General features: G+C 60.8%; 21 protein-coding genes. 6 read left to right on the top strand and 15 right to left on the bottom strand.

What is annotated here, in order from left to right; genetic code table 11:
• Positions 1–2046 carry a spermine/spermidine synthase domain-containing protein gene (locus ACVJGD_RS43050; RefSeq protein ID WP_456639752.1) on the top strand — a complete coding sequence of 682 codons (2046 nt, stop codon included), beginning with the start codon at positions 1–3 and terminating at the stop codon, positions 2044–2046.
• 73 nt (positions 2047–2119) lie between these two features.
• Here ACVJGD_RS43050 and ACVJGD_RS43045 read toward each other — a convergent pair whose 3' ends face one another.
• From ACVJGD_RS43045 to ACVJGD_RS43035, 3 genes are all read right to left on the bottom strand, one after another.
• On the bottom strand, positions 2120–2743 hold the full coding sequence (locus tag ACVJGD_RS43045; RefSeq protein ID WP_456639751.1) for a 2OG-Fe(II) oxygenase family protein: 624 nt from the start codon (positions 2741–2743) through the stop codon (positions 2120–2122).
• A gap of 105 nt (positions 2744–2848) precedes the next feature.
• Complete coding sequence (locus ACVJGD_RS43040) at positions 2849–3175, bottom strand: hypothetical protein (RefSeq protein ID WP_456639750.1); 327 nt, start codon at positions 3173–3175, stop codon at positions 2849–2851.
• A 118-nt stretch (positions 3176–3293) separates the two neighbouring features.
• Positions 3294–5342, bottom strand: a complete 2049-nt coding sequence (locus ACVJGD_RS43035; RefSeq protein WP_456639749.1) for a hypothetical protein — start codon at positions 5340–5342, stop codon at positions 3294–3296.
• 403 nt (positions 5343–5745) lie between these two features.
• Here ACVJGD_RS43035 and ACVJGD_RS43030 point away from each other — a divergent pair, with 403 nt between their 5' ends.
• From ACVJGD_RS43030 to ACVJGD_RS43015, 4 genes are read left to right on the top strand one after another with little or no spacing between them, the layout of a single operon-like run.
• On the top strand, positions 5746–6504 hold the full coding sequence (locus tag ACVJGD_RS43030; RefSeq protein WP_456639748.1) for a peptidylprolyl isomerase: 759 nt from the start codon (positions 5746–5748) through the stop codon (positions 6502–6504).
• A 3-nt stretch (positions 6505–6507) separates the two neighbouring features.
• Positions 6508–7479 (top strand): HupE/UreJ family protein, encoded by a 972-nt coding sequence (locus tag ACVJGD_RS43025; RefSeq protein WP_456639747.1) that lies wholly within the window; start codon positions 6508–6510, stop codon positions 7477–7479.
• 17 nt (positions 7480–7496) lie between these two features.
• A complete protein-coding gene (locus ACVJGD_RS43020) occupies positions 7497–8102 on the top strand; it encodes a HupE/UreJ family protein (protein ID WP_456639746.1) in 606 nt (201 codons plus the stop codon).
• The gene (locus tag ACVJGD_RS43015; RefSeq protein WP_456639745.1) at positions 8099–8719 is read left to right on the top strand and encodes a HupE/UreJ family protein; all 621 of its coding nucleotides are present in this window, start codon (positions 8099–8101) and stop codon (positions 8717–8719) included. The genes ACVJGD_RS43020 and ACVJGD_RS43015 overlap by 4 nt, the downstream gene beginning before the upstream one ends.
• A gap of 516 nt (positions 8720–9235) precedes the next feature.
• On the opposite strand, the gene ACVJGD_RS43010 is transcribed toward ACVJGD_RS43015, so the two are convergent.
• From ACVJGD_RS43010 to ACVJGD_RS42985, 6 genes are all read right to left on the bottom strand, one after another.
• Positions 9236–9583: a hypothetical protein gene (locus ACVJGD_RS43010; RefSeq protein WP_456639744.1), complete on the bottom strand. Its 348-nt coding sequence runs from the start codon at positions 9581–9583 to the stop codon at positions 9236–9238.
• On the bottom strand, positions 9583–10872 hold the full coding sequence (locus tag ACVJGD_RS43005; protein ID WP_456639743.1) for a sulfite oxidase: 1290 nt from the start codon (positions 10870–10872) through the stop codon (positions 9583–9585). The genes ACVJGD_RS43010 and ACVJGD_RS43005 overlap by 1 nt, the downstream gene beginning before the upstream one ends.
• 459 nt (positions 10873–11331) lie before the next feature.
• Positions 11332–12186 carry a carbohydrate ABC transporter permease gene (locus tag ACVJGD_RS43000; protein WP_456639742.1) on the bottom strand — a complete coding sequence of 285 codons (855 nt, stop codon included), beginning with the start codon at positions 12184–12186 and terminating at the stop codon, positions 11332–11334.
• Position 12187: 1 nt separating this feature from the next.
• Entirely contained in the window at positions 12188–13132 is a 945-nt protein-coding gene (locus ACVJGD_RS42995) for a carbohydrate ABC transporter permease (RefSeq protein WP_456639741.1), read from the bottom strand.
• Positions 13129–14157, bottom strand: a complete 1029-nt coding sequence (locus tag ACVJGD_RS42990) for an ABC transporter ATP-binding protein (RefSeq protein ID WP_456639740.1) — start codon at positions 14155–14157, stop codon at positions 13129–13131. Before ACVJGD_RS42990 ends, ACVJGD_RS42995 begins: the two co-directional genes overlap by 4 nt.
• Before the next feature lie 115 nt (positions 14158–14272).
• Positions 14273–15613 (bottom strand): extracellular solute-binding protein, encoded by a 1341-nt coding sequence (locus tag ACVJGD_RS42985; protein WP_456639739.1) that lies wholly within the window; start codon positions 15611–15613, stop codon positions 14273–14275.
• 843 nt (positions 15614–16456) lie between these two features.
• Here ACVJGD_RS42985 and ACVJGD_RS42980 point away from each other — a divergent pair.
• A complete protein-coding gene (locus ACVJGD_RS42980) occupies positions 16457–17278 on the top strand; it encodes a universal stress protein (RefSeq protein ID WP_456639738.1) in 822 nt (273 codons plus the stop codon).
• Positions 17279–17359: 81 nt separating this feature from the next.
• Here ACVJGD_RS42980 and ACVJGD_RS42975 read toward each other — a convergent pair whose 3' ends face one another.
• From ACVJGD_RS42975 to ACVJGD_RS42950, 6 genes are all read right to left on the bottom strand, one after another.
• Positions 17360–18199: an ABC transporter ATP-binding protein gene (locus ACVJGD_RS42975; RefSeq protein ID WP_456639737.1), complete on the bottom strand. Its 840-nt coding sequence runs from the start codon at positions 18197–18199 to the stop codon at positions 17360–17362.
• A 78-nt stretch (positions 18200–18277) separates the two neighbouring features.
• Entirely contained in the window at positions 18278–19597 is a 1320-nt protein-coding gene (locus ACVJGD_RS42970) for an ABC transporter substrate-binding protein (protein ID WP_456639736.1), read from the bottom strand.
• A gap of 108 nt (positions 19598–19705) precedes the next feature.
• Positions 19706–20833 (bottom strand): branched-chain amino acid ABC transporter permease, encoded by a 1128-nt coding sequence (locus ACVJGD_RS42965; protein ID WP_456639735.1) that lies wholly within the window; start codon positions 20831–20833, stop codon positions 19706–19708.
• A gap of 15 nt (positions 20834–20848) precedes the next feature.
• Entirely contained in the window at positions 20849–21778 is a 930-nt protein-coding gene (locus ACVJGD_RS42960; protein ID WP_456639734.1) for a branched-chain amino acid ABC transporter permease, read from the bottom strand.
• 10 nt (positions 21779–21788) lie between these two features.
• On the bottom strand, positions 21789–22574 hold the full coding sequence (locus ACVJGD_RS42955) for an ABC transporter ATP-binding protein (protein ID WP_456639733.1): 786 nt from the start codon (positions 22572–22574) through the stop codon (positions 21789–21791).
• Positions 22571–24541 carry an AMP-binding protein gene (locus ACVJGD_RS42950; protein WP_456639732.1) on the bottom strand — a complete coding sequence of 657 codons (1971 nt, stop codon included), beginning with the start codon at positions 24539–24541 and terminating at the stop codon, positions 22571–22573. Before ACVJGD_RS42950 ends, ACVJGD_RS42955 begins: the two co-directional genes overlap by 4 nt.
• Positions 24542–24877: the final 336 nt, after the last annotated feature.

Raw genomic sequence — 24877 nt, 5'->3', positions numbered from 1 at the left:
GTGCAGTATGAAGCAATCGTCTTGATCCCTGCGCTCGGATTCTCCGGAACGCTGGTTTGCCTCGCCATCGTGAACCTGGCATGCGCTTTGGCCGCGCTCGCAATCGCGCCGAATTCGAGCCCGCGCACGGCAGACCTCGACGAGGTCAGGCAACATCGGATCGGAAGTTCGCGGCTCACGGTTACCCTGTTCGCGACCGGCCTGCTCGGGATCGCGTTCGAGGTTCTCGTCGTCCGGCTGGCGGCCCAGGCGATGCACGACACGGTCTACACCTTCGCTGGATTGCTCGCGGCGTACCTGCTCGGTACCGCCGCCGGAAGCCTCATCTGGCAGCGGACCGGACGTCATGACCGCGACGAAAACCTCGGCCTGCTGCTCGCCGGGACGGCGCTCGCCTGTCTGGCGACGGCGTTCCTTGCCCCTTACATTGTCCGCTTCTCGCAGGCCACCGTTGAAGCCGGCATCATCGGCGAACTGGGTGTCGCGATGGCGCTATTTCTGGTGCCCTCGGCTGCGATGGGTGCGCTGTTCGGGCTGCTCGCGCAACGGGTACGGGATCAGCGCGGATCGCTGGGGTGGGCGGTCGGCATCAACAGCATCGGCGCCTCGATAGCGCCGCTGCTGGCGGCGCAACTCCTGATCCCGACCTTCGGCATTTGGATGGCGCTCATTGTGGTTGCGCTGGGTTATCTTCTCCTGCTTCCGCCCAGCCGGACATCACTCGCTTGGTGCGCGGCGCCGATGGCCGTCGCCCTTGTGCTGTGGGTTCGTCCCGCACCCTCTCTGACCAAAGTGCCGCCCGGCGGCACGCTGCTTGCGGTCCGTGAAGGGTCGATGGTGACTGCGAGCGTCGTCGACGATGCGTCCGGCACCCGCTATCTTGAGGTGAACGGCCACTTCCGCATGGGAGGGACGAGTTCAAGCCGATCCGACTATCGCCAGGCGATGCTGCCGCTATTGCTGCATTCGGCGCCACATCGCGCTCTATTCCTCGGCATCGGCACCGGCGCTACGGTGGTCGGCGGATCGAAGATGCCGGAACTCGCGGTCCACGGCGTCGAATTGTCCCGAGAAGTGGTCGAGCTTCTGCCATGGTTCGCCAATCCGCCGGCCACCACCGGCCTAGCACCGCCGATCACCGTCGCCGACGCACGCCGATATGTCGCCGCAGATACCGATCTGTATGACGTGATCGTCGCGGATCTGTTTCATCCGGCGCTGGACGGCAGCGGCGCACTCTACACCGTCGAGCATTTCGACGCCGTCAAGAAGCGACTGGCTCCCGGCGGCGTGTTCTGTCAGTGGCTGCCCCTGTACCAGCTCGATCTACCATCCTTACGCGCCATCATCCGCGGATTTCTCGAGATCTATCCCGAGGGTTCTGCCTGGCTCAACCATTACAGCGTGCGCACCCCTATGCTCGCCCTGATCGGTCCACGCGACGGCGGTCATCTCGATCCCGACGCGCTGACCCTGCGACTTGGCAATCCGGCGGTCGCGCTCGTCGTGCGTCCGCTCGGGTTCGAATCTTCGATCGATCTGCTCGGACAATATGTGGGAGGTCCGCGTGCGCTCTCCGCGTTCGCCGGCAGAGGTCCCCGCAATACGGACGACTATCCCTTCGTGACCTTCGATGCGCGCCGGAACGTCAGCGCGTTGACGGCGCCGCCATGGTCTCTGCTGCTTGCCGTCATCCGGGCGATGCAGCCGGACGCGGCCGAGTTGCTCGACTCGCCGCATCGAGATGCATTGGGCGAACGTCTCCGCGCCTACTGGCGCGCGCGCAATTCATTCCTTGAAGCGGGCGCGGCCCTGCCCGGCGATCCGCGCGGCCGCGCGCTGATCGAAGCGGCTTCCCCAGGGCTGCTCGATGCGCTCCGCCTCAGTCCCGAATTCGATCCGGCTTTTGTCCCACTGATGGACATGGCGAAGTCGTTGATGGCGTCCGACCGCGAAGCCGCCGCTCGCCTGCTACGTGCGATCAGCGATGCGGCGCCGTCGCGCGGAGAGGCAGGACAGTTGCTCGCGCGCGAATTCAACCGCTGAGCTGCGACCGATCGCGCAAAATATCGCTTTGGGGGAGCGGAGACGGATCTTGGCGGAGCTCGCGGCCGAGGAGCTATGGCGCGAAAGTCACCCGATAGCCCCAGCAATCGAGGTGGTCGGGAATGGCGTTGAACGCGATGGTGATGCGTTGCTCGCCCTGGTTTCTTGGAACCTCGTGATAGAGGTAGCTCGGGAAAAGAACCAGATCGCCCGGTTCGGCCTCCGGCAACATGTACTTGCCGGCATTGTACGGCCCGACTGCCGCACCTCGCGTATGATGACGAAAGGAGAAGTCAGAACCGCCAGGGGGCCGCACGAAAACAGTCTTGCTCGCCGGGTGCGACGGCGTCAGATAGAAGATGCCCGAGATGAAACTGTTCGCATGGGCATGCAGCGTCTGGTTTCCTCCCGTTTCGAGCATGTTGGTCCACATCTCCTTCACGGTCCACCGCAGCTTCTCGCCAAAGAGAAGCTCGCCGAAATCGACCAGCTTCGGCGTGGCCAACTCGGCGATATCCCGAAAGAGCTTGTTCTCGCGGGGATCGGCTACCTCGGTATGAAAGAGCTGGCCCGAGCGCAGATTGCTTTCGACGCGGGCATTGCGGATTGCCGCGATGGCGGCGTCCTTCAGCTCCGGACCCAACAGGCCCGGCGAACGCATCAGCGGAATCGGAAACAGCGGCTCGATATGATCCATGTCTCAACTGCCAGATATCTCGAATCCGTCGGACAATGCGCGGACGAACGTGACACCGCGATGACAACCGACAGGTCCTCGAATGGACCCTTCCCCTCGTCGAGACTACTCGTCGGGCTTGAGCACTTTCAGCGTTTCTCCCGGCGGCAACTCGTGACGGCGCTCCCGCAATTCATCTGCCGCTCGGGCGGCAAACTCCATGCACTCGTCGAACTCTCCATTGCCAGCCTCGACCATTGCCTGATGCAAGTCGCGTTCGGCGAAGTAGCGAGAGAGATCATTGGCCGGCAAGGTGGCCGCCATCGTGCGCGCTTGCCCGACCGCGGCCTCACAATCCTCTCTGCTCGGCTCGGCCGAAACGGTTTCGGCGCCGCATGGCGAGGCCACGCAGCAGGTCAGGCCCAGGAGCAGGCAGACCAGAACGGGTTTCATTTGGCTCGGCATGCATTTAACGAAGCAGGCACAAGACCCTCAGGGTGACCTGCGGAAAATCTGGCGGAGCGAATCTTTCAGCTCCGCCAGATCCTACGAGCATTGTATCCTTCTGAACTCAGAAGAAGCGGTGGCCGTAGCGATTCCACCAGCCGAAGTGCCACCAGTCATGGGGGTAGCTGTTGCCATGATGATCGTGATCGTGGTCATGATCGTGATCATCCCGGTGACCGCCGAGCTTCTCGGCGAGTTCGGCGTTCTTCTCAACCAGAAGCTTGGGCGTGCCGCGCGGCCGGATGAAGATCGGGTTGGCGTAGAACCAGACGTTCGAGTACGCCTGAACGTCGTAGGTCACCTTCTTGACGCCGTTCGCCGTCTGCAGGTGCGACGGACAAGCGGGATCCGTGCAGCTCACCTGAACGTTGTTGACGTCGAGCAGCGGATTGCCGGCACTGTCGCTGACGTTGGGCGTTGCGATCGGAATGTTCGTTCCGCGGGCGCGGACGTAGAACGCAGTCTTACCCGCCGTGAACGTGGTCGTGAAACGCAGGCGCATCGAACCATCCCGCTGATGATCGCGCTGCATGTGCTTTGCGAGAATCTGCTGGGAGATCGTGGTCGTGGGGTTGTACACGATCGACGCAGCGGCGACGCCGCCGGCGTTCGGCACCGCATAGCCCGGCGCCCCCGGCTCGATCGGACCCGTGATCTGACCGCTGATGAGATCGACATGGTCGAGCGACGGCTTGTTCAGCGGCTGCTTGATGCCAACTGGCAGCAGGAGCGGATTATTGAAGCTGTATGGGCTGTTGTTCTTCGCCGGGATGGTCATCTGCATCTCGAACGTGATCCGTTCGCCCGGCGTCACGACCAGCGTCTCGCCCATCGTCTTCCATTCGCCGTCATGGCCCTTGGCGCGGAAAACCATGTCGGGGCCGATAATGTCGGCATTGACGGAATAAGAGTTGCCCGAACGCATGCCGTCGATGACGGATTGCGAGCGGAAGTGCTCCTCGTTCGGAACGTAGAGCTTGGTATATTCGCCCGGGATGAAGTCGGCTGTCGTAAAGCTGTCACGCGCACCGGCTGCCCCGCGATTGTGCCAGTCGGAGCTGACATACACGAAGAAGTTGCGGCCTTCGCCGAGTAGCCCATCCCACAGGCCGCCGACCTTGGCGGTGTAGATGCCACTCATGCCGTAGGTGCCGCCGCCAACAGAGTTGGTTCCGTAGGAACCGGAGCCGCCCGTGAGCGATCCCTGCGCCATGTGGCCAGGCGCTTCGATGCCGAACGCAACGGTCGGGCCGGCATTGTTGAAATCGCGGAAGTGCTCGATGTTGTAGCCGCTGCTGCTGTTGGGGTTGAATGGACCCGCGCGTTCCGTATGGGTCGGGATCGCGTAGGATTCCAGCGGATGGTTTTTCTGCAGCCACTGGATGCCGGCGACCGCCTTTTGATGGCCCGCCGTTCCGCTGTTGTTGACGTTGTCCTTGCCGGGCCAAATCTGTCTGTTCTTCGAATCCACCGGACCGATCGCGTCGGTATCGGCACGGTCGAAGCGAAATTCATATTCCGCCATCTTGTCGGCGTTGCCGTAACCGCGCGGGTTCTGACCGGAAATGACAGCCACGTCAGTATGTTCGTGACCGGGAACAACCCACTCCAGGCCTTCGATCAACACCTTGTTGTAGACCGGAGTGCGATTGACGATGATCGGATACTCGACTTCCTTGATCGACTGCCAGCGCCACATCTGGGCGCTGTCACCCGTACCGTTCGGCGTGCCCTTCAGGCTGGTGATCGTGATCCCATCGATGGTCTTGCCCAGCGTCTGATTCCAGGTCTTGGTCGTGTCGCCCGGAATGTTGGCGCTGGTGTCGCTGAAGCGGCAGTCGCGGTTGCCCGAGCCGCCGTGGTTGCCGAGCGTGAACCAGTCGAGATCGAAGTTGTTGCCGCCCGCGGCGGCAGTGCCGGTCGCGACGGACCTGTCGATCGCATAGCCGGCGGATACCGAGCCGTCCGTGCAGGTATTGTGATTGTGCATGTCGCCGGCGACATACGGATTGTCCGGCCTGGAATCCCGCCGATCGTTGGCATGCGCCGAATGCGCCAACGCCAGCGAGACCGAAGCTGCCGTCAGCAGCAATTTCTTCGAAGATTGAACCATGTAATCGCCCCTGAATGCGTTCTTACGCACGAAGAAAAATGAGAGCCACGCGTCCGCCGCATCTGGCTCTCCGTCCCTGAACCAACCAGAACTCGGAGACAGTTCGGTGAAGGTTTTATTATTGGCGCTCGGATTTTTTTCGAACGCACGATCGATTGCGGAGTGACAGATCGCACGCGACGTTGCATAAGCCTGCGGCCGTAAGATCGTCCGCGCGCCCCGCAGCGATCATTTTTGTGAAGCTTATGTGTCAACATTCGCAATGACAGACGCTGCGCATACTCTCGGGATATCGCCTTCCGCCAAAGCCGATGCATCCAGCGAAAATCCGTCAGAATCCGAAGCGAAGCCGTTGCGCTTCAATCTGTTCGTTGCCTTGCGCTTTCTCGGACGCGAACCTCTCGTGCATTTTGTCCTCCTCGGCGCAATCATCTTCGGCATAGACGCCGCGCTTCGTCCGCCGGCGAAGGATGACAAGGTCATCACGGTGACCAAGGCGATGCGCAAGTCCTTCATCGACAATTTCGACGAGGACAAGGAGCGCGTTCCCTCCGAATCCGAACTGGAGAAGATGATCGATAGCTGGGTGGCGAGCGAGATTTTGTACCGCGAAGGCAAGGCGCTCGGCGTTGATCGCGGTGACGACATGATCCGCGATCGCATCGCCTTCAAGCTTCAACTGCTCATCTTCGACCAGGTCCGCGTGGCGCAGCCGACGGAAGAGCAGCTTCGTGCATGGTTTGCGGGCAACCATGAGCGGTTCGATGAGCCCGAGCAGGTCGGCTTTTATCTGACGCCGGCGACCGACGAGGCGACGGCACGGCGTCAGCTCGAAGACATCACGGCGCAGCGGGAATCCGAAGAGCTCCGCAATCAGACGCGGGCGATCCTCGGACGTCCCGTCGCAAGCTTGCCTGCGTCTTTCGGGGACGGCTTCCGCGATGCCTTGCTGGCGATGCCGGAGGGACAATGGAAGGTGGTGCAGTCCAAGGAAGGCTGGCATGTCGTCCGGCTGGATTCACGCCGCCCGGGCGCGCTCGCCAAGTTCGAGGATGTGCAGGAAGAGGCCGCCAAGATCTGGTACACCGAAGAGACGCGAAAGCAAGCGTGGGAGGCGGTAAGCCGCCTCAAGGCCAACTATAAAGTGCAGTACGAGCGGTGAGCCATGCGCCATCTTGCGGTCGCGCTACTCGTTTTCGCCGCGCTGGTGCTGCCGCGCCAGCTCTTTGCACATGAGGCCACGCTCGGCGTGCTCGAATTCCGCGAGGTCCGGCCAGGCGCATTCGTCGGGCTCTGGACCATGGAGCCCACCATCGGAGCCGCGCGCGTCGATCTGCAGGTGCCGCCGCACTGCTTCCTCCGGCTGCCGGAGCTCAATTGCGGCGACAAAGGGCTGATCGGGCCGATCACGATCACCAATCTCGGCGCCAACATGTCGGCGGTCCTGATCAAGGTGATTCCGATTGTGGGCGAGCCGCGCTCCTACACGATTTCGACCGCGAATCCCGTCGTTTCGGTGCTGGGCACCGGTGCCCCGACCCTGCAGACATGGATCGAATTGGCCAGGACCTACGTCAACTACGGCATCGACCATATCCTGCTCGGGGCCGATCACCTGTTGTTCGTGCTCGGACTTATCTGGATTGTCGGCGGCGGATGGCGGCTGGTGAAAACGATCACGGCTTTCACGATCGGACACAGCGCCTCGCTTGCGGCGGCGGCATTCGGCCTGATCGGCGTGCCGGAGCGGCCGCTCAATGCCTGCATTGCGCTCAGCATCGTGTTTATCGGCGTGGAGATCGTAAAGCAGCAGCGCGGCGAAAGCGGGCTGACTGCACGTTATCCCTGGGCGGTCGCATTCACCTTCGGCCTGGTTCACGGAATCGGATTTGCGAGCGCGCTGGCGGGACTCGGACTGGAGCGCCGACTGCTGCCGATCGCCCTGCTCTTCTTCAATATCGGCGTGGAGATCGGCCAGCTCGCCTTTGTGCTCCTGGTGCTGGCGCTGATGTGGGCCCATCGGCGGCTCGACGCGGTCTTGCCGCGCTGGGGCGACGCCCTACCGGCCTATGCTATCGGCTCGGTTTCCATGTTCTGGTTTTTCGGCCGCTTGCTACGCGTGCTCGTTGCAACATGACGGAAAGTGGTCGAACCATGTCCTTGCATATCTTCCGATGTCTCCCGTTCACGATCGCAGGTCTCGTCCTGCCGCAAGCCGCTTTCGCGCACGAGCAGGTCGGCGTTGGCGGCGGGCTTGTCGGCGGCTTCCTGCATCCGCTGACAGGGATTGACCACCTGATTGCGATGGTCGCCGTTGGAATCTGGGGCGCGCAGCTCGGCGCTCCTGCCATTTGGGTGCTGCCCATCACCTTCCCGCTGGTGATGGCGATCGGCGGAGTACTTGGGATTCTGCACGCTCCGCTGCCGATGCCCGAGGTCATGATCGCGCTCTCGGCGCTCATTCTCGGCGCCGCGGTTGCGGTGCGGATGCGGCTGCCGTTTGCGGCCGCAGCCGGAATCGTTGCCGTCTTTGCGATCTTTCACGGCTACGCCCACGCCGTCGAGCTTCCGAAGTCCGCAAACCCGCTGGCCTACGGCGTCGGCTTTGTCGTCTCAACCGGCCTGCTGCACCTCTGCGGCATCACGATCGGCACGCTGACCCGTTGGTCTGCCGGAGAGCGATTGATTCAAGGGCTAGGCGCGGTGATTGCCCTGCTCGGTGGATACTTTCTGGCGCTGAGCCTGGGAGCTGTCGCATGAATATCAAGCTCGGCCGCGGCTTGATCGCCGCAGCGGTGCTGCTCGTTCAGGCCAGCCCGGCCGAGGCGCACATCGTCGCCTCGCGCCTGGGCGATTTCTATGCCGGTGCCTTGCATCCGCTAATGGACCTCCAGGATCTCATCCTTTGGGGCGCCATCGGCGGGTTGGGAGGCACGCTTGGCGCCGCAACGGGACGCTGGCTCGTGCTGGTGTTCCCACTCGGACTGCTGACTGGGTTGGCGCTCGCCCGGTCTTTCGAGATCACCTCGACGGGCTCGACGGTGGACGCTGCCATGGTTCTCGTCCTGGGCTTGCTCCTGGCGACAGCGGTGCGGATACCGGCGGCCGCGCTGTGCGCGCTTGCTTTCGCATTGGCGGTGATCCGAGGAGCGGCGAATGCGACCGATCTCGGACCTGAGACCGACCGACTGCTGTTCGCGGCAGGACTCGCCTGCAGCGGCTACGCGGCGATCACGCTCGTCATGGCACTTGTGCTGGCGTTCCGCGGAGCAGATACCAGCGCCCCGATCGGCTGGCGAAAGATCACCCTGCAGGCGTTGGGTGGTTGGATTGCAGCGATCGGGCTCATGATGGTGGGATATGGTCTCGCATCTTGAGCGACGCCCGGCGCAAGCTATTCAAGCCGCGAGATGCAAGAGAGTCGTAGCCTTCCGGCTGGGCGACGTCACCGGCCCGCCACAGGAGCGACTCTGGTCGGCGGCAATCAGCAAACGAGAACGAGTAATGCCTGCCGACGAGTGGGCGAGCAACGCAATCCCTTTCGCAAGCAAGGCCGCCGGTGGCCGAGTTGACGCTTGCGCGCCCGGTGAGGCGGCCCGAGTCATAATGAAATTCGTTGCAGGACGCGCAACCGTGCCGTGCGGCGCCGAGAGAACCACGTTGCTCTTGGTCGAATCCTGGCGCGGCACCGACAGCAACGCGCCGACGCCAACACCCGTGACGAGACCGGCTGGGGACACGCGGCAGTAGCCGCCCGGTATCGCAGATGAGCTTCAGCGGCGGATAGGCGGCCGAACTCTCCGGCCCCTCGCCGGAGCGTTGAACAGGTCCTGCGTCCTCGGCCGGGGTGAGCGTGACGGCGAGGATCGATCGTTCGAGCCGCTTGCAGACATTCACTTGGCGAACGGGTTCTGCCAGCCTCCGCGACCCGTTGGCGCGCGCGGAGGATAGGTCGCCTCGAGATAGTTCAGCACCATGTCGCGGTCCTTGTCGTCGAGCGGCGGCATGTTGTGGCGGCGGACCATCAGGTTGATCGAATCCTCCCACTGCGCGCGCGTCAAGCCTTGCTGCGCTACCAGCCTGAAACCGTGGCAGGCGGTGCAGGTGTAGAAGGCCTCATCGCGGCCCAGACCTGCGGGAAAATCCCCCGGACTTTCCTCGCGCGGCGTAAAAGTTGTCTGTGCGATGGCCGGCGCAATCCAACACAGTCCGGACAATGCGAGCCACGTGAAGCGCCACATTACCCTACCAACACGGCGATGCGGTGCATGGCGTTACCGCCATAACCTTGCGGATTCCAGAAGCCGGCCTGATGGGGTTGCATCGCTCCCTTGGAGTCGGTCGCGCGCGCCCAGATTTCATAATAGCCGTCGGTCGGCAGCTTCACGGTCGCGGTCCAGCGCTGCCAATCATATTTGTTCTTCGGCTTTTCCAGCCTGGCCCGCTGCCAGGTTGCGCCGAAATCGATCGAAACATCCATCTGCTTGACCGTGAGATCGCCGGCCCAGGACGCACCGCGCAATTTCAGTTCTTTGGTGCCGGCCGCGAACTTGGCGCCGTTGGCCGGATTGGTGATGATCGAGCGCACCGGCATCGATTCCAGGATGCGGAAGTTCGCGGGATCAGCCTTGCCGCCGGGCACCATCGGCTTGATGGCGAGCCGATAGGAAAATTCCGTCATGCCAGGACCGTCATGCTCCCTGTCACGGATGGTGATGCGCGTCAGCCATTTCTGCGACGCCGAACCTGCCCAGCCCGGCACAACCAGACGCACCGGCCCGCCGTGGATGTTCGGCAGCGGCTGGCCGTTCATGCCCCATACGATCATCGTGTTTGGGTCCATCGCCTTTTCGATGCGCACGCCGCGCGAAATGCTCGGCTTGCCGGCGTCGCCCGATAGATGCAGATCGGCAGCATAATGCGCGGTGTATTTCGCGCTTGGTTTCAGGCCCGCGGCCTTGAGCAAATCGGCGAGCGGCATGCCGGTCCATTCCGCGCACCCTGCACCGCCATTGGTCCACTGGTTGCCGCGCGCCGGCGGCGAGAACGCCGCGCGGCCGTTGCCGCCGCACTCCAGCACCATGCGCCGCGTCACAGCCTTGTATTTCGATTTCAACTCGCCGAGCGTGATCTCGATCTTGTTGTTGACTTCACCATCGATGGTGATTTTCCAGGCGTCGGGATTCTTCGTCTCCTCGGGTATCTGCCCGTTGTTGCGAATGTAGAATTTGTCGATCGGCGTGGTGTCGTCATCAAGCAGGCTTTCAGGCGTCTCGGCGACCAGCGGCCGCTCGCCGAGCACGACGAGCCCTTCGTTCTTGCCGGGATACTTCAAATGTTGCGGTCCCTTGGCCGGATCGGGCGCGACAGCCGGAGCAGCTTGCGCGTAGGCTTGAGGAATCCCGGCGAGCGGTAGGACGCCGCCGATGATGGCTCCTGTCGCAGCCAAACCTGAGCTGCCCAGAAACCGGCGTCGGCTGGCCTCGAAGTTGTTGCCGTTCGTCGCATTCCGCCCGGGTTCCCGCGCCATGGCATCCCTCCCTTGTTGCTCGATCTTGTTGCCCGATTTTGGGCCTTTGGCCGGACTTCCCTTCGGGAAGCCCAACAATCGTCGTCGGGACTATTTGCGCTTTGCGGCCTAGCTGCAAGACCGGCAGCAGGGGGCGCTGGCGCGATCGCGCGGACCGGCCGCCTCACGCGCAACTGCGGCCCCCACACAACCTAGCCTCGGCGTATCATGCCTCGAAAAGCCGGCCGCGTACACGCCCATTTGCTACCTCTAGTTGATACACAATCACGTTGCAGCCCTCGCCGGCCGTTCCGCGGAGCGACGCCCCGTCGTTTCCGCGGTCGAGCCGCCAGCGTCCGGCCTTCGTGATAGGGGCCCCCGACGGAGGGGACCGCCGGGCTAGGCCGAAGGCTAGATGAACAAATGCGCCTTCGCTCAATAGCGGAGGGTGGGCATGGGAGCTGGATGGTGCCTCGCGCGTCACTTGATCGCTCCCATGGTAAAGCCAGCTACGAAACGAGCGACGAAGAAATTATAGATGACGGCAATCGGCACGCTCGCGATCAGGCAGGCCGCCATCATCGAGCCCCAGAAATAGACGTCGCCTCGCACAAGAAAAGTCGGCACTCCGACGCTCACCGTATAGCTCGACGACGCGGTGATGAACGTGACGCCATAGACGAACTCCTGCGTTACCAGAGTGAAGGCAAAAATGACTGCCGTCAGTATCCCGGCAACCGAAATCGGCATCACTACCTTGATGAATGCGCCGAAACGGCTCAGTCCGTCGATCATGGCTGCGTCCTCGAGATCGCGCGGGATCGTCTTGAAGAAGCCCATCAGAAGCCAGGTGCAGAACGGCACGGTGAAGCTCGGATAGACGAGGATCAGCGACCACACCGAATCCTGCAATCTCAATATCGCGATGATGCGGGAGAACGGGATAAACAGAATCGTCGGCGGTACCAGATAAGTGAGGAATATCGTGACGCCCAGGGTTTGCGCCCAGGCGCCGGTCATGCGCGCGAGCGCGTAGCCTGCCGGAACTGCGAGCAGCAGCGTGATGATGACGACGGCTACTCCGACTAGGCCGGTATTCCACAGCCATTGCAGGTATTGGGTATCTTCGAGCAACACTGAAAGGTGCCTCAGCGTCGGTGGGTCGTTGAACAAATATGGGCTGTTTTCGGTGTTGTGCAGATCCTGGGTGGTTTTGAACGTGGTGATCAGCATCCAGTAGAACGGGAATGCCAGGAAGGTAACAAAGAAAGTCAGAATGGCGGCGTGGCCGGTCCGCCTGACGATACGATGTCCGCTGGCCAGTCGAGGGATCATCTCACGTCACCTCAGTGCGCCGGGCGAACCACAGGAACAGGATGGCGACGCCCGCGAGAACGGGGAATAGGAACAGCGAGATGGCCGCGCCTCCCGCGAGATCACCTCCCTGGATGCCGGTGAAATAGGCCCAAGTGGCGATGACTTGCGTGGTATCGTAAGGACCGCCACGCGTTAGCACGAACACGACGATCATGTCGGTGAAAGTGAAGATGATGCCGAACAACAGCGCCACCAGCGTGATCGGCAGAATCAACGGCGTTGTGATCTGGAAATAGTGGCGCCAGAAGCCGGCTCCATCCACTTCTGCCGCGTCGTGGATGTCTTGCGGAATCGACGACAGGCCGGCCAGGATAATCACTGTCGCCAGCGGAAGGATGCGCCAGACGTTGACGGCGATGATCGACGCTCTTGCCAGGGTCGGTTCGCCGAGCCAGATTGGCCATTCGTTCGGTCCGAGCAGGCCGGCTGCGCGCGCCGTCCAGTTGATGACGCTGTAGATCGAATCGAAGATCCAGAGCCAACCGATGCTGCCAAGCGAGATCGGCGCCACCCACGGCAGCAGGATCAACAGACGAACCAGCCATTTACCGTGGAAATCGACGGCAAGCGCCGTCGCCAGAATGTTGGCAAGCACCATGACGAAAAACTGGGAGACGATGGTGATGACGATTGTATTCTGCAGCGAAAGCCAGAAAGTGCGGCTGTCGACAATCCGCCGGAAATTTTCCAGACCGACGAAATGCGCCTCCTGCCCGGCGACCGTCGCGCTGGAAAGGCTGTAATAGATCGAGAGCAGGAAGGGAAAGCCGACCAGCAGAATAATGTAGAGGATTGCCGGCGCCAGCATGGCGCGCCACAGCCAGCGATCGTTATCAGCAAGACGCGACAGGAAGCGGTCCTGCGCGCGGGTCCTTCGAGCCGTCCCCGCGATGATCGACGTCACGTCGCACCTCCATCGATGCGCCGCCCGCTCTGCTGGTCGAAGCGGGCGATGTCCTGGCACCGCACAACAAAATCGTAGACCTCGCCGGCGCAGATATGGGTGCGGACGTTCGTCGGGATTTTGGAGATCACGTGCGCTTCGGGTCTGCGACCATCGATCACGCCGTAGACCAGGCGGTCGGCGCCAAGATACTCGATGCGGGTAATGCGGAACAGGAAGTCGACGATGTCGTCGTCCGGCTCGACCTCCTTCGGCAGGAACGCCTCCGGCCGGAACCCGATCCAAGTTTTGCCATCCTCGATCAGATTCATCGGCGGCGATCCGATGAACGTGGCGGCGAAGGTATCGGCCGGCGAGCCATAAATCTCGTGCGGCGTGCCGATCTGGTGGACACGACCTTGATTGAGAACAGCGATGCGGTCGCCCAGGCCCATGGCCTCGGCTTGATCGTGGGTGACGTAGATGGTGGTGGTGCCGAGGCTGCGCTGCAGTTGCTTCAGCTCGTCACGCGCGGAGTTGCGCAATTTGGCGTCGAGATTCGACAGAGGCTCGTCAAGAAGGAAGACCACCGGCTCACGCACCACCGCGCGCGCGAGGGCGACGCGCTGACGCTCTCCGCCCGACAACTGACGCGGCTTGCGGTCAAGGAAGCCTTGAATGCCGAATATCTGAGCTGCCCAGGCGACCTTCTTGCGGATCGCCTCTCTTGGCATGCCGACTGCATGCAGCGGAAACGAAATGTTCTTTGCGACGGTGAGGTGCGGATAGAGCGCGTAACTTTGGAACACCATGGCGACATTTCGTGCGCGCGGCGGGAGCCCCGTCACGATGTTTCCATCAATCACGACGTCGCCTGAGGTTGGCTGCTCAAGGCCCGCGATCAAACGCATCAACGTTGTCTTGCCGCACCCCGATGGGCCGAGCAGAACCAGGAATTCTCCTTCCCTCGCGACCAGGTCAATGCTGTCGACAGCGCGGATGTCGTCGAACAGCTTGGTGACACGCCGGGTTTCAACGATGGCCATGCGCGACTCCGATTGCCTTCTCCTGCGAAGCGGTTCTCCGGAACGGCTTCGGGGTCAGCCCTAGTCCGCCGAGCTCAGAACTCGTGTGCCCCAGCGGCAATGCGCGGCGAGACGATCAGATCATCTTCCGATCTTTCCATTTCGTCCAAATCGCCTTCATCTTGACTTCCGCGCGCTTGAGAGCGTCCTCCGGAGCCTCAGCGCCTGCCGCTGCTTCGGCGAACATCGTGTTGATCACCCAGGTATTGAAAGTTTCGTCGACCGCGGCACTGGAGTAGCCGGGATAGCCGACGTTGGTTGCCCAATCGAGCACATCCGAGAGAACGGTGTACTTATCCGGCGGAACCGCTTTGGAATCCTTGGAGATGATTTGCGCGAGATCGGGCACCGTATCTGAGAAGCAGGGGAAGTTGTAGAATTCGCTCGCCATGAACGCGCTCTTGAAGCTGTCGATGTAGTCGACCAGGAATTTCTTGGCGCCATCGATGTTCTCGGAAAACTTCCAGATCAGATAGCAGCTCATCAGATGTTCGAGGCCGATCTGACGGACCGGACCTTTCGGCGGCTTGGCAAGGGCGATCTTCTCGTGGATCGGAAGCTTGTCGTTTTCGCCGGCGCGCGTGACCGAAATTGCGTTGAGCACAAGCGACGATCGACCGGCGAGCATCTGCCGGTTATTGGATGACGCATCCCAGGCAAACACTTCCGGCGTTTCGGTTTCCTGGAACAGCGCCTTGACGAATTTGAGCGCTTCGAGAGTTTCCTTGGAATTGATGGCGAGGTTACCCTCGGCGTCCTGCTCGTGGGCACCGAACGAGTACATGATCGCCCGCATGGCCATCGCGGTGTCGATCTCGGCGGAAAGACCGATGCCAACCGGAATGCCGGTCTTGTCCTTGATCTTCTTGCCGCCGATGCGGGCATTGTCCCAGGTGTCGGGCTTCATGCCGATGTCGCCCCAGAGGTCCGAGCGGTAGTTGACGGGATCCGGCACGAAGCTGTCGGAAAATGCGAAGTATTTCTTGGTCCTGGGATTGTAGGTGCTCTTGACCGCGAGATCGATCGGCTTACCGTACTTCGTCGCGCACTCGGCATAGACCTCCGTCATGTCGATGACTTGGTCTTCGAAGACCGACGGCGGCGCGAGGAACATCACGAGGTCGTGGCCCTTCTGCGCCGATACTTCCGCCGCTGCGCGCGAAGGGATCAGGGCGAGGTTGATGTTGTCGACAATAACCTCGGTGCCGTTCTTGGCGCCCCATTCCTTGGTGTAGGTGTTGTTGAACCACTTGTCGTAGCCGGGGACAAAGTGACTCCATTGCAGGATCTTCAGTGTCTTGGCAGCACGGGCCGGCGCAACGTGGAAAAACGGTCCGACGGCTGCGGCTGCACCCACAGCAGTCTTGATGACGTCGCGGCGCGAAGGGCCGAAGCGACGAGATGCACGGGATGACATGTTTCCCTCCCATTGCTTGATCGTTCAGCGGGAGGTTGTGTGCCAGTCAACAGCAGAGACGAACTCCCGCTGACATTAGCTAACGATAATTATCCCACGATCAGGAAATGTTGACAACGCAGCAGCGGTGTTCTCATCCAAGAAGAACTCTGTTGCCGGATGGCAGCGGAATTTGTCCCTGACAATCAGGCCCGGCCAGTCGCACATGATCCTCGGCCATGGTGGCGCGCTTGATTTTCGCGCCAGCTCCCGGTTCGTACCGCATCGCAATCCCGCCAAACGATGGATGTCGTCGGAAGCGGACCTAGTTCCACGCAGCCGTGGCTTATTAATTAGCTCGATATTTCAATACCATAGCACTAAAATCCTGTTCTCAGTGGTGTTAATTCCTGACGCAGGCCCGACGTCGCCTCCGGCCGCCGGACCAGCCGAAGCACATCGGCAAACATGACCTGCAGCCGGCCGCGCCGGCCTTCTCCGGGCGCACCAGAGCAGGCCACGCACAAGGACGGGCAGGGCATGCTTCGGCGCGGCGAAGATTTGCTGCTTCCACGCACCGGCTGCTGATCAGGAGACGTTTCTTCGCCCGTATTCCGAAAAGGTGGGGGCGGCCTTGGGCTGGTCGGATTTCGATACGTGTGTACCGAGCACTAAACCGGAGGATGGTAGAGACGATCCTTGAAGCGATAGCCCTTGCGGAGCCTCGCTGCTATCTGACGCTTTCGCGCCGACGCCCTCACGGAGCCGACCGTGAACAATGAAAGCTAGCACTAGGGGCGCCGAAAGCGATTAATATACTTCTATTGCAAAATGGGAGGCGATTACCGAACTGGAGGCAGACACATGATCAAGGATATTCTTGTCAACCTGTCCTACGGGACATCGCAAGATCGCGCTTCCGATTACGCCTTATCGGTTGCGGAAACATTCGGCGCACACATCGTGGGGGTCGCCTTTACCTACGCGGTAATGGCTGGCGGTGGCTTGGCGGCCAACTTTAGCCGAGCCCAGCACGCAGAAGCTCAAGAACGCGCAGAGTCCGTGGCCGCCGCGTTCGACGAGGCGACCCGTCGCACCGGCGTTTCAGGCGAAACGCGCAGGATTGAAGCTGGCGCTGGCGACGCATCAACCCAGTTTGCGCATATCGCAAGACGATTCGATCTTTCCGTGATTGGCCAATTTGAAAGCGGCAGGGATCATCCGACCAAAAATATCCTCATTGAGGCGGCGCTGTTCGAATCCGGTAGACCGGTGCTCATCGTTCCCTTTATACAAAAAGAGCGCCTCAAACTCGATCATGTCATGGTGTGCTGGGACGGCAGCCGGGCAGCCGCGCGAGCGGTCGCCGACGCTATGCCGTTTCTTATCCGCTCCGGCAAGGCCAGTATTGTTGTTGCGGACATTCAGAGCGCGAAGAGCGCAGATCTTCCGGGCGCGGATATCGCGACCCATATGACCCGTCACGGAGTGAACGTCGCGATTGAGCGCATTCCCGTCAGCAAGATCGATGTTTCAAATGCAATCCTGTCATATGCGGCCGATACGTATCCTGATCTCATTGTCATGGGCGGGTACGGACATTCCCGACTGCGCGAATTTATCCTTGGCGGCACGACGCGCGGCATGCTTGCCTCGATGACCAAACCCACATTGATGTCGCACTGATCAACCGACGAGCAACAATGTGTGTCGGGATACGTGGCAAAGGCCCGCGACCTGCCCGTCGATCACCCGGCGTCATATTTCCTAAATGAGCCAGCGTTTGCGCCGCTTGTAGTGCTTCACATCGCGAAATGATTTTCGTTTCTCGCCGGCGACGCCAAGATAGAATTCCTTGACGTCCTCATTCGCAGCAAGCGCCCGCGCCTCGCCGTCCATCACCACGCGGCCGCTTTCGAGAATGTATCCGTAGCTGGCGTATTTGAGCGCCATATTGGCGTTCTGCTCGGCGAGGAGAAACGAGACACCTTCCTTGGCATTGAGATTCTTCACGATCTCGAAGATCTCTTCGACGATCTGCGGGGCGAGACCCATCGAAGGCTCATCGAGCAGAATCATCTTCGGGCGCGACATCAGCGCTCTGCCGATCACGCACATCTGCTGTTCACCGCCCGACGTATAGCCGGCCGTCGAACCGCGACGATCTCTGAGACGGGGAAAATAGGCATAGACCCGCTCCAGATCCTGCGCGATTGCGGACGTGCTGTCGCCGCGCGTGAAGGCGCCGGTCAATAGATTCTCTTCGACCGTGAGGTGAGCGAAGCAACGCCGTCCCTCCATCACCTGAATGCAGCCGCGCCGCACCACCTCGTTTGGCGACAGGGAATGCACTTCAACGCCGTCGAACAGGATCGATCCCTTGGTGACCTCGCCGCGCTCCGCATGCAAGAGATTGGAGACAGCCTTCAGTGTCGTTGTCTTGCCCGCACCGTTGGCGCCGAGAAGCGCGACAATACCGCCCCGCGGCACATCCAGCGATACACCCTTCAACACGAGGATAACGTGATCGTAGACCACCTCGATATTGTTGACCGACAGAAACGGCGCTACTGCTACCGTCGCCGTGGCGACCTCAGGGATTGTCACGCTGCTCCCTCCAGACTGTTGCGGCTTTCGGAACATCCGGGAGGAAGCGAACGCCCCTCCCGGATCGCCGAGATGCTTTCAGCTTTCCTTCGAGCAGTCGCGCGGCTGAATCTTCTTGTCCGCGGCATACTTCGCGGAAACGTCGTCGACGAGCGGTTCGGTGTCGGATTGGTTGGCCGTGTACCAGTCGGAGATGACTTTCCAGTTCTTGCCGTCCCACTGCTGTACGCGCCCTTCCCGTGCGCCCTCGTGGTCGGAGCAGGAAATCCTGATCGGCTTCAACATGCCCTCGAAGCCGAGTTCCTTGAGACGCGCTTCAGAGAGGTTGAGGTTCTCCAGACCCCAACGGACCTGCTCGCCCGTCAGCGGCTTCTTGCCGAACTTTTCTTGTGCCTTGCGGATCGCCTCCACCCCGAGCATGGCATTCGTCATACCGCGGTTATAGAGAACTTCGCCGACCTTGCCAGGTTCCGACGCCCCCTTGCCCCTCGCATAGACGTACTTCTCAATATCGGCATGCACAGGGAATTTTCCTGCGCCATGCTGAAGCATCAGCGATTTGTAGCCGATGGCTTGATCGCCAGCGGGCGTTACATCCGGCTCTGCGCCCGACCACCAAACACCGATCATCTTCTCGCGCGGAAAGGCAACAGCCGCCGCTTCCTTGACAGCCGTGCCGTTCATGACGCCCCAGCCCCAGACCAGGACATAGTCCGGTCGGTTCTGGCGGATCGCCAGCCATTGCGACTTCTGTTCGACACCGGGGTGCGTGACCGGGATCGGCGTGAACTCAAAGCCGTACTTCTTTGCCAGCACCTGCAGCATCGGAATCGGCTCCTTGCCGTATGGGCTGTCGTGATAGAGCAGCGAAATCTTCTTGCCTTTCAGCTTGTCGAAGCCACCGGCCTCCTTGGCGATGTGCTGGATCGCGATATCGGCTGCGGACCAGTACGTGCCGAGCAGCGGGAAATTGTACGCGAACACGGCTCCGTTCTTGGAATCGGCGCGGCCATAGCCCATCGTGATAATCGGGATCTTGTCAGTCGTGGTCTTCTCGGTGAGGGCGAATGTGATGCCGGTCGACAGCGGATTGACGAAGGCCGCGCCGGTCGGACCCTTCCCTTTAAGACGCTCGTAACATTCAACGCCCTTGTCGGTGGCGTAGCCGGTCTCGCATTCCTCGACCAAGAGCTTGACGCCGTTGATGCCGCCGTCGCGCTCGTTGATAAGGTTGTAATAGTCGGCAACGCCGTTTGCATACGGCACGCCATTCACGGCGTACGCGCCCGTCCGGTAGGATAGTATCGGGATGAACTGCTCGTTCTGCGCCGCGGCCGGAGCGACAAGCGCCATGCCCGACAATACGGCCGCCGCCAGTATCAGTCTGTTGCGTACCATGTTCGATGTCCTCCTCGTTGAGGCCCCTCTTTTGCAATCCCGGGGGCTTGCTTCCCTACTCCTTCTTCAACGGCCGTCACCCGCGCTGCGATCTCAGTCCGATCCTCTTCAGTAGGGAAACGGCCAAAGTCTGAGCTTCTCCTTGCCTATGGAAATGAGCCGGGCAAACCCATGTGGCTCCTTAATCAGAAGATAGCAGATCAACGATCCAAAGATGATGAATTCCAGATGAGTAATCGTTTCTGTCGACAGCGGCACTCCGAGCTGGGTCGGAATCAGGTTCAGCAAGATCGGCAGAATGAGGATAAAGGCCGCACCGACGAACGAACCCATGATCGATCCCAACCCGCCGATGATCACCATGAACAGAAGCTGCAGCGAGCGGTCGATCGAGAAGGCAAGCGGCTCCCACGAGCCCAGATAGACGAACGCCCAGAGTGCGCCCGCCACGCCGATGATAAACGAAGAGACCGCGAAAGCGGTGAGCTTTGCATAGAGTGGCTGGATGCCGATCAGCTCGGCGGCTATGTCCATGTCGCGGATTGCCATCCATTGTCTGCCGAGATTGCCGCGAACGAGGTTCTTCGCCAGAACCGCGAACACGGTTACGAAGATCAGGCAGAGCAGATAGCGCTCGATCGGCGTGCGCACCGTCAAGCCGAAGAAATTCAGTTCCGGTGCATTGACCGACCCTGAGGGCGCGTAGTTGGTGAACCATGGCACCCGCAGGAACACCCAGTCGAAGAAGAACTGCGCTGCGAGCGTTGCGACGGCCAGATAAAGGCCCTTGATCCGTAGACTGGGAATACCGAAGAGAATTCCGACAACCGCCGCCGCGAGTCCGCCGAGCAAAATGGATGACAGCACGGGCAGCGGCGGAATCGAAATCGCGAAGCCAAGCCAGGCTAGCGGAATATGAACACCGGTCCCCAACTTGTAAGCAGAGTAGGCGCCGATGGCCATGAACGCGCCGCTGCCGAGCGAGATCTGGCCGCAATACCCGACGAGAATGTTCACGCCGATCGCGGCGAGCGCGAGGATCAGGAAGGGCAGCAGAATGGCCCACAGCAGATACTCGCTGGCGAACGGCCAAACGCGAAAAGCCGCCAGCAACGGCACCCCGACAAAGGCGACCCCGAGGAGGATACCGAGTGCAATACGATCCTGGCGGATTGGGAAGATCGCCATATCCTCCGCGTAGGTCATCTTGAATTGGCCTGCCTCGCGATAAAGCACAACGAGCTCCTCGTCTCAGATACGTTCGATGATCCGCTCGCCGAACAGCCCCTGCGGCCGCACGAGCAGCACCGCCAACGCCAGTACATAGGCGAACCAATATTCGATACCGCCACCAATCTGCGACCCCAGGAAAACCTCGGCGATCTTCTCGCCCGCACCCACAATGAGCCCGCCGACGATGGCTCCCGGAACCGAGGTAAGGCCCCCAATGATCAGAACCGGCAAGGCCTTCAGCGCGAGGAACGTGATGGAGAACTGTACGCCCAGCTTCGTACCCCACACGGTCGCCGCAACCAGCGCAACCAGACCGGCGGCAAGCCAGACCACGAACCAGATCCAACTGATTGGAATCCCGACCGACTGCGCGGCCAGGTGGTCGTCGGCAACCGCCCTGAGCGCGCGACCGGTCTTAGTCCGCTGGAAAAAGAGCGCGAGGCCCGCGACCAGGATGCCAGCGATAAAGGCGCCCCAGACATCCAGCTTGTTGAGCAGAATTCCACCCGGGAAGTGATTTTCGAACAGAAGCCAGACGTCCGTCGGGAATAGCCGCAACGGGTAAACATCGGACCCGAAGATCATCTGCGCTGCCCCCTCGAGGACGAATGTCACGCCGATGGTGGACATGAACAGCGTGAGGGCGTCCTGATTAACAAGCGGTCCGACCACAAACCGCTCGATCAGCCAGGCGGTTATTGCCATGATCATGGCAGCGAAGGCGATGCCAAAGATGATCGCAGTCCAGGGCGAGAAGCCCCATGCCATTAGCAGGTCGAGCGAGCGAACCAGCGCAAGCCCGGCGAGCAACACCATTGCACCTTGCGCAAAGTTGAAGACACCGGATGCTTTAAAGATCAACACGAAACCGAGCGCGACCAGTGAATATAGTACGCCGGACATCAATCCGCCGATCAGCACTTCGAGAAATTGACCCAACGCGATCACGCAATGCTCCTTAGTGCGCGACGCCGAGATAGGCGTCGATGACGCCCCGATTCTTCTTGACCTCATCGGGGGTACCGTCGGCGATCTTCACGCCATGATCGAGCACCACCACCCGATGGGAGAGATCCATCACCACCGCCATGTCGTGCTCGATCAGCGCAATGGTCGTGCCGTAGTGATTGTTGACGTCGATGATGAAGCGCGACATGTCCTCCTTCTCCTCGAGGTTCATGCCTGCCATCGGCTCGTCGAGGAGAAGAAGATCTGGCTCCATCGCAAGGGCGCGGCCGAGTTCGACGCGTTTCTGCAGGCCATAAGGCAGACGCGCAACCGGCACCTTGCGGATGGCCTCAATCTCCAGAAAATCGATGATCTCCTCGACCCGGTTCCGATGCTCGATCTCCTCTGCCAGCGCGGGGCCATAGCGCAGCATCTGCCACAGAAGGCCCCGGCGCATCTTCAATGTGCGGCCGGCCATAATATTGTCGAGCGCGCTCATTCCCTTGAACAGGGCGACGTTTTGAAAGGTGCGCGCGATGCCGCCACGTGACGCCTCGAACGGCTGCATCCGGGCGCGCGTCTCTCCCTTGAAGGTGATGGCGCCGCGATCAGGATGATAGAAGCCATTGATGACGTTGAGCATCGAGGTCTTTCCGGCGCCGTTCGGTCCGATGATGGCGCGAATTTCGCCTTTCCTGATGTCAAACGAAACGCCCTTCAGCGCTTTCACGCCGCCAAACGCCAGCGATACCCCTTCGACCTGAAGCAGGATTCCGCTGGTATCCGGCATCCTCATGCGGCTCTCCCCAGAGGTTGCGTAGCGCCAATTGTCTGCACGTCGCGGATCTTGACGCGAGCCGCGATCACGCCCTTGCGGCCATCCTCAAAAGTGACCTCGGTGGAAATGTCGGCTTCATGCGAACCGTCGTAGAGCGCCGTGACCAGAGGCGCATAGCGCTCGGCGATGAACCGACGGCGAACTTTCTGGGTGCGCGTCAATTCTCCATCGTCCGCGTCGAGCTCTTTATGCAGGATGAGAAAGCGACGAATCTGGGCGCCCGCCAGCACCCTCCCCTCTGCGAGGGAGCGGTTTACCTCGGTAACATCTTTCGCCACCATGTCGTAGACCAGTGGATGGTCCGCCAGTTCCTGATAGGAACCGTATGCGATGTTGTTACGTTCCGCCCAATTCGCCACCGCGATTGGATCGATGTTCAGAAAGGCGCAAACGAAATCCCTGGAGTCGCCGTAAACGACCGCTTCCTTGATGTTTGGAAAAAACTTCAACTTGTTCTCGAGATATTTCGGCGCAAACATCGTGCCGTCGGTCAGCCGACCGACATCCTTCGCGCGATCGATGATCTTCAGGTGCCCGGTCTTCTCGTCGATGAAACCGGCATCGCCGGTCTTGACGTAGCCGTCGGTTGTCATGGCCTCCGCGGTCTTCGCCTGATCCTTGAAGTAGCCGACGAACATGCCTGGTGAACGGAACTGCACCTCGCCTGTTTCCGCAATGCGGATGTCAACGTTCGGTGCAGCCGGACCGACCGTATCGGAGTAGATCTCACCGTCAGGCTGGCAGGTAACGTAAAGGAACGCCTCGGTCTGACCGTAGAGTTGCTTCAGGTTCAATCCGATCGAGCGGTAGAACGCGAACAGATCCGGGCCGATGGCCTCGCCTGCAGTGTAGGCGACGCGCACGCGAGACAAGCCAAGAACGTTCTTGAGGGGCTCGTAGACCATTAGACGCCCGAGCGCATAGAGCAGCCGGCCAGACAGCGGCACCGGCTTTCCGGTCAAAATGGACTCGCCATACCGCCGCGCAATGCCAAGGAAGTAGTTGAACATGCGCCGCTTGATGGCTGCAGCGTCTTCCATGCGGATCATTAACCGCGTCAGCATGGCCTCGAAACCGCGAGGCGGGGCGAAATAGAAGGTTGGTCCGATCTCGCGCCGATCCTGCTCGATCGTCTCGCCCCTCTCGGGACACGCCATACAGAATCCCGCGACAAGTCCCTGCGCATAGTTAAGGTAGTGATCGCCCACCCAGGCGAGCGGCAGGTAAGCGAGCGCCACGTCCTTGTCGGTCAGTCTGTCGAACCTGACCGTATCGGTTGCAGCGTCGATGCAGCCTCTCGCCGACAGCATGACGCCCTTCGAGGCGCCGGTTGTTCCCGAGGTGTAGAGGATGATCGAGATATCAGAGCCTTCACCCTGCCGGATGAATTCATCGATCTGCCTGCCGAGCGCTGCGCTGAAGGCAAGCGCGGCGCGGCCGTCTTCGATGACATCGTGGATTGCGATCAATCGGCTGTGATCGTAGTCATCGAGGCCACGCGGCTCGTCGTAAACAATCCTGTGGAGATGGGGTACCCGGCCCGATACCGACAAAACTTTATCGACCTGCTCCTGATCTTGCGCTGCAGCAAATTTCACATCGGCATGAGCGAGGACATAAGCAAGCTCGTCGGCCACGGCATCGGAATAGACCGGAACCGGAATCGCGCGGAGCACCTGCGCTGCCATCAGCGTCCAGTAGAGCTTCGGCCGGTTGGCACCAACGACGGCGATCGTATCTCCTGGCTGCAGACCCAGTCGCTGCAAGCCCGCAGCATAAGCCCGCACGATCTCTGCGACTTGAGCCCAGGTCCAAGTCTGCCAGATACCGAGATCCTTATGCCGAAGCGCAGGACGGCTGCTAAACTGCGCGGCGTTTCGCGCCAGCAGCTTGGGGAACGTGTCAAACGATCCACCAACGGCCATGTCGGCCTCTATCCAAACCGGCACGTTGGTTCGCGCCTGTTTATTGTTTATTGTGACGCTGCGCCTATCGAGAAGCAGCCATGCGAATTCCGCATGCTTCGCCTACAATACAACGGATCGAAAGTCCTACAAGTCCCGGCTGACCGCCAGAACTCACATTAGGTGGGGTATCACTACTAGAAATGAGCAGGCAGGCGACCGGGGGATCGTAGCTTCATTCTACTTGCAGTAGCATTTCTTCGAGGGCGCAGATTGTAATTCATCTGCAACCCGGCCAAGGCGCGAAATATTAACGCGAAGTCATAGCCCCATCAATCTGCTTGAACAGGGCGTTAC

This window comes from Bradyrhizobium sp. USDA 10063 (assembly GCF_054063735.1).
Note: the sequence above shows the minus strand (reverse complement) of the source record. Positions and strands in the feature narration are given on the sequence as shown.

What these genes read in the sequence shown, in the direction of transcription:
- ACVJGD_RS43045 (WP_456639751.1), bottom strand. Translation starts at nt 2,743, where the DNA reads ATGGATCATATCGAGCCGCTGTTTCCGATTCCGCTGATGCGTTCGCCG.
- ACVJGD_RS43040 (WP_456639750.1), bottom strand. Translation starts at nt 3,175, where the DNA reads ATGAAACCCGTTCTGGTCTGCCTGCTCCTGGGCCTGACCTGCTGCGTG.
- ACVJGD_RS43035 (WP_456639749.1), bottom strand. Translation starts at nt 5,342, where the DNA reads ATGGTTCAATCTTCGAAGAAATTGCTGCTGACGGCAGCTTCGGTCTCG.
- ACVJGD_RS43025 (WP_456639747.1), top strand. Translation starts at nt 6,508, where the DNA reads ATGCGCCATCTTGCGGTCGCGCTACTCGTTTTCGCCGCGCTGGTGCTG.
- ACVJGD_RS43020 (WP_456639746.1), top strand. Translation starts at nt 7,497, where the DNA reads ATGTCCTTGCATATCTTCCGATGTCTCCCGTTCACGATCGCAGGTCTC.
- ACVJGD_RS43015 (WP_456639745.1), top strand. Translation starts at nt 8,099, where the DNA reads ATGAATATCAAGCTCGGCCGCGGCTTGATCGCCGCAGCGGTGCTGCTC.
- ACVJGD_RS43010 (WP_456639744.1), bottom strand. Translation starts at nt 9,583, where the DNA reads ATGTGGCGCTTCACGTGGCTCGCATTGTCCGGACTGTGTTGGATTGCG.
- ACVJGD_RS43005 (WP_456639743.1), bottom strand. Translation starts at nt 10,872, where the DNA reads ATGGCGCGGGAACCCGGGCGGAATGCGACGAACGGCAACAACTTCGAG.
- ACVJGD_RS43000 (WP_456639742.1), bottom strand. Translation starts at nt 12,186, where the DNA reads ATGATCCCTCGACTGGCCAGCGGACATCGTATCGTCAGGCGGACCGGC.
- ACVJGD_RS42990 (WP_456639740.1), bottom strand. Translation starts at nt 14,157, where the DNA reads ATGGCCATCGTTGAAACCCGGCGTGTCACCAAGCTGTTCGACGACATC.
- ACVJGD_RS42985 (WP_456639739.1), bottom strand. Translation starts at nt 15,613, where the DNA reads ATGTCATCCCGTGCATCTCGTCGCTTCGGCCCTTCGCGCCGCGACGTC.
- ACVJGD_RS42980 (WP_456639738.1), top strand. Translation starts at nt 16,457, where the DNA reads ATGATCAAGGATATTCTTGTCAACCTGTCCTACGGGACATCGCAAGAT.
- ACVJGD_RS42970 (WP_456639736.1), bottom strand. Translation starts at nt 19,597, where the DNA reads ATGGTACGCAACAGACTGATACTGGCGGCGGCCGTATTGTCGGGCATG.
- ACVJGD_RS42955 (WP_456639733.1), bottom strand. Translation starts at nt 22,574, where the DNA reads ATGAGGATGCCGGATACCAGCGGAATCCTGCTTCAGGTCGAAGGGGTA.
- ACVJGD_RS42950 (WP_456639732.1), bottom strand. Translation starts at nt 24,541, where the DNA reads ATGGCCGTTGGTGGATCGTTTGACACGTTCCCCAAGCTGCTGGCGCGA.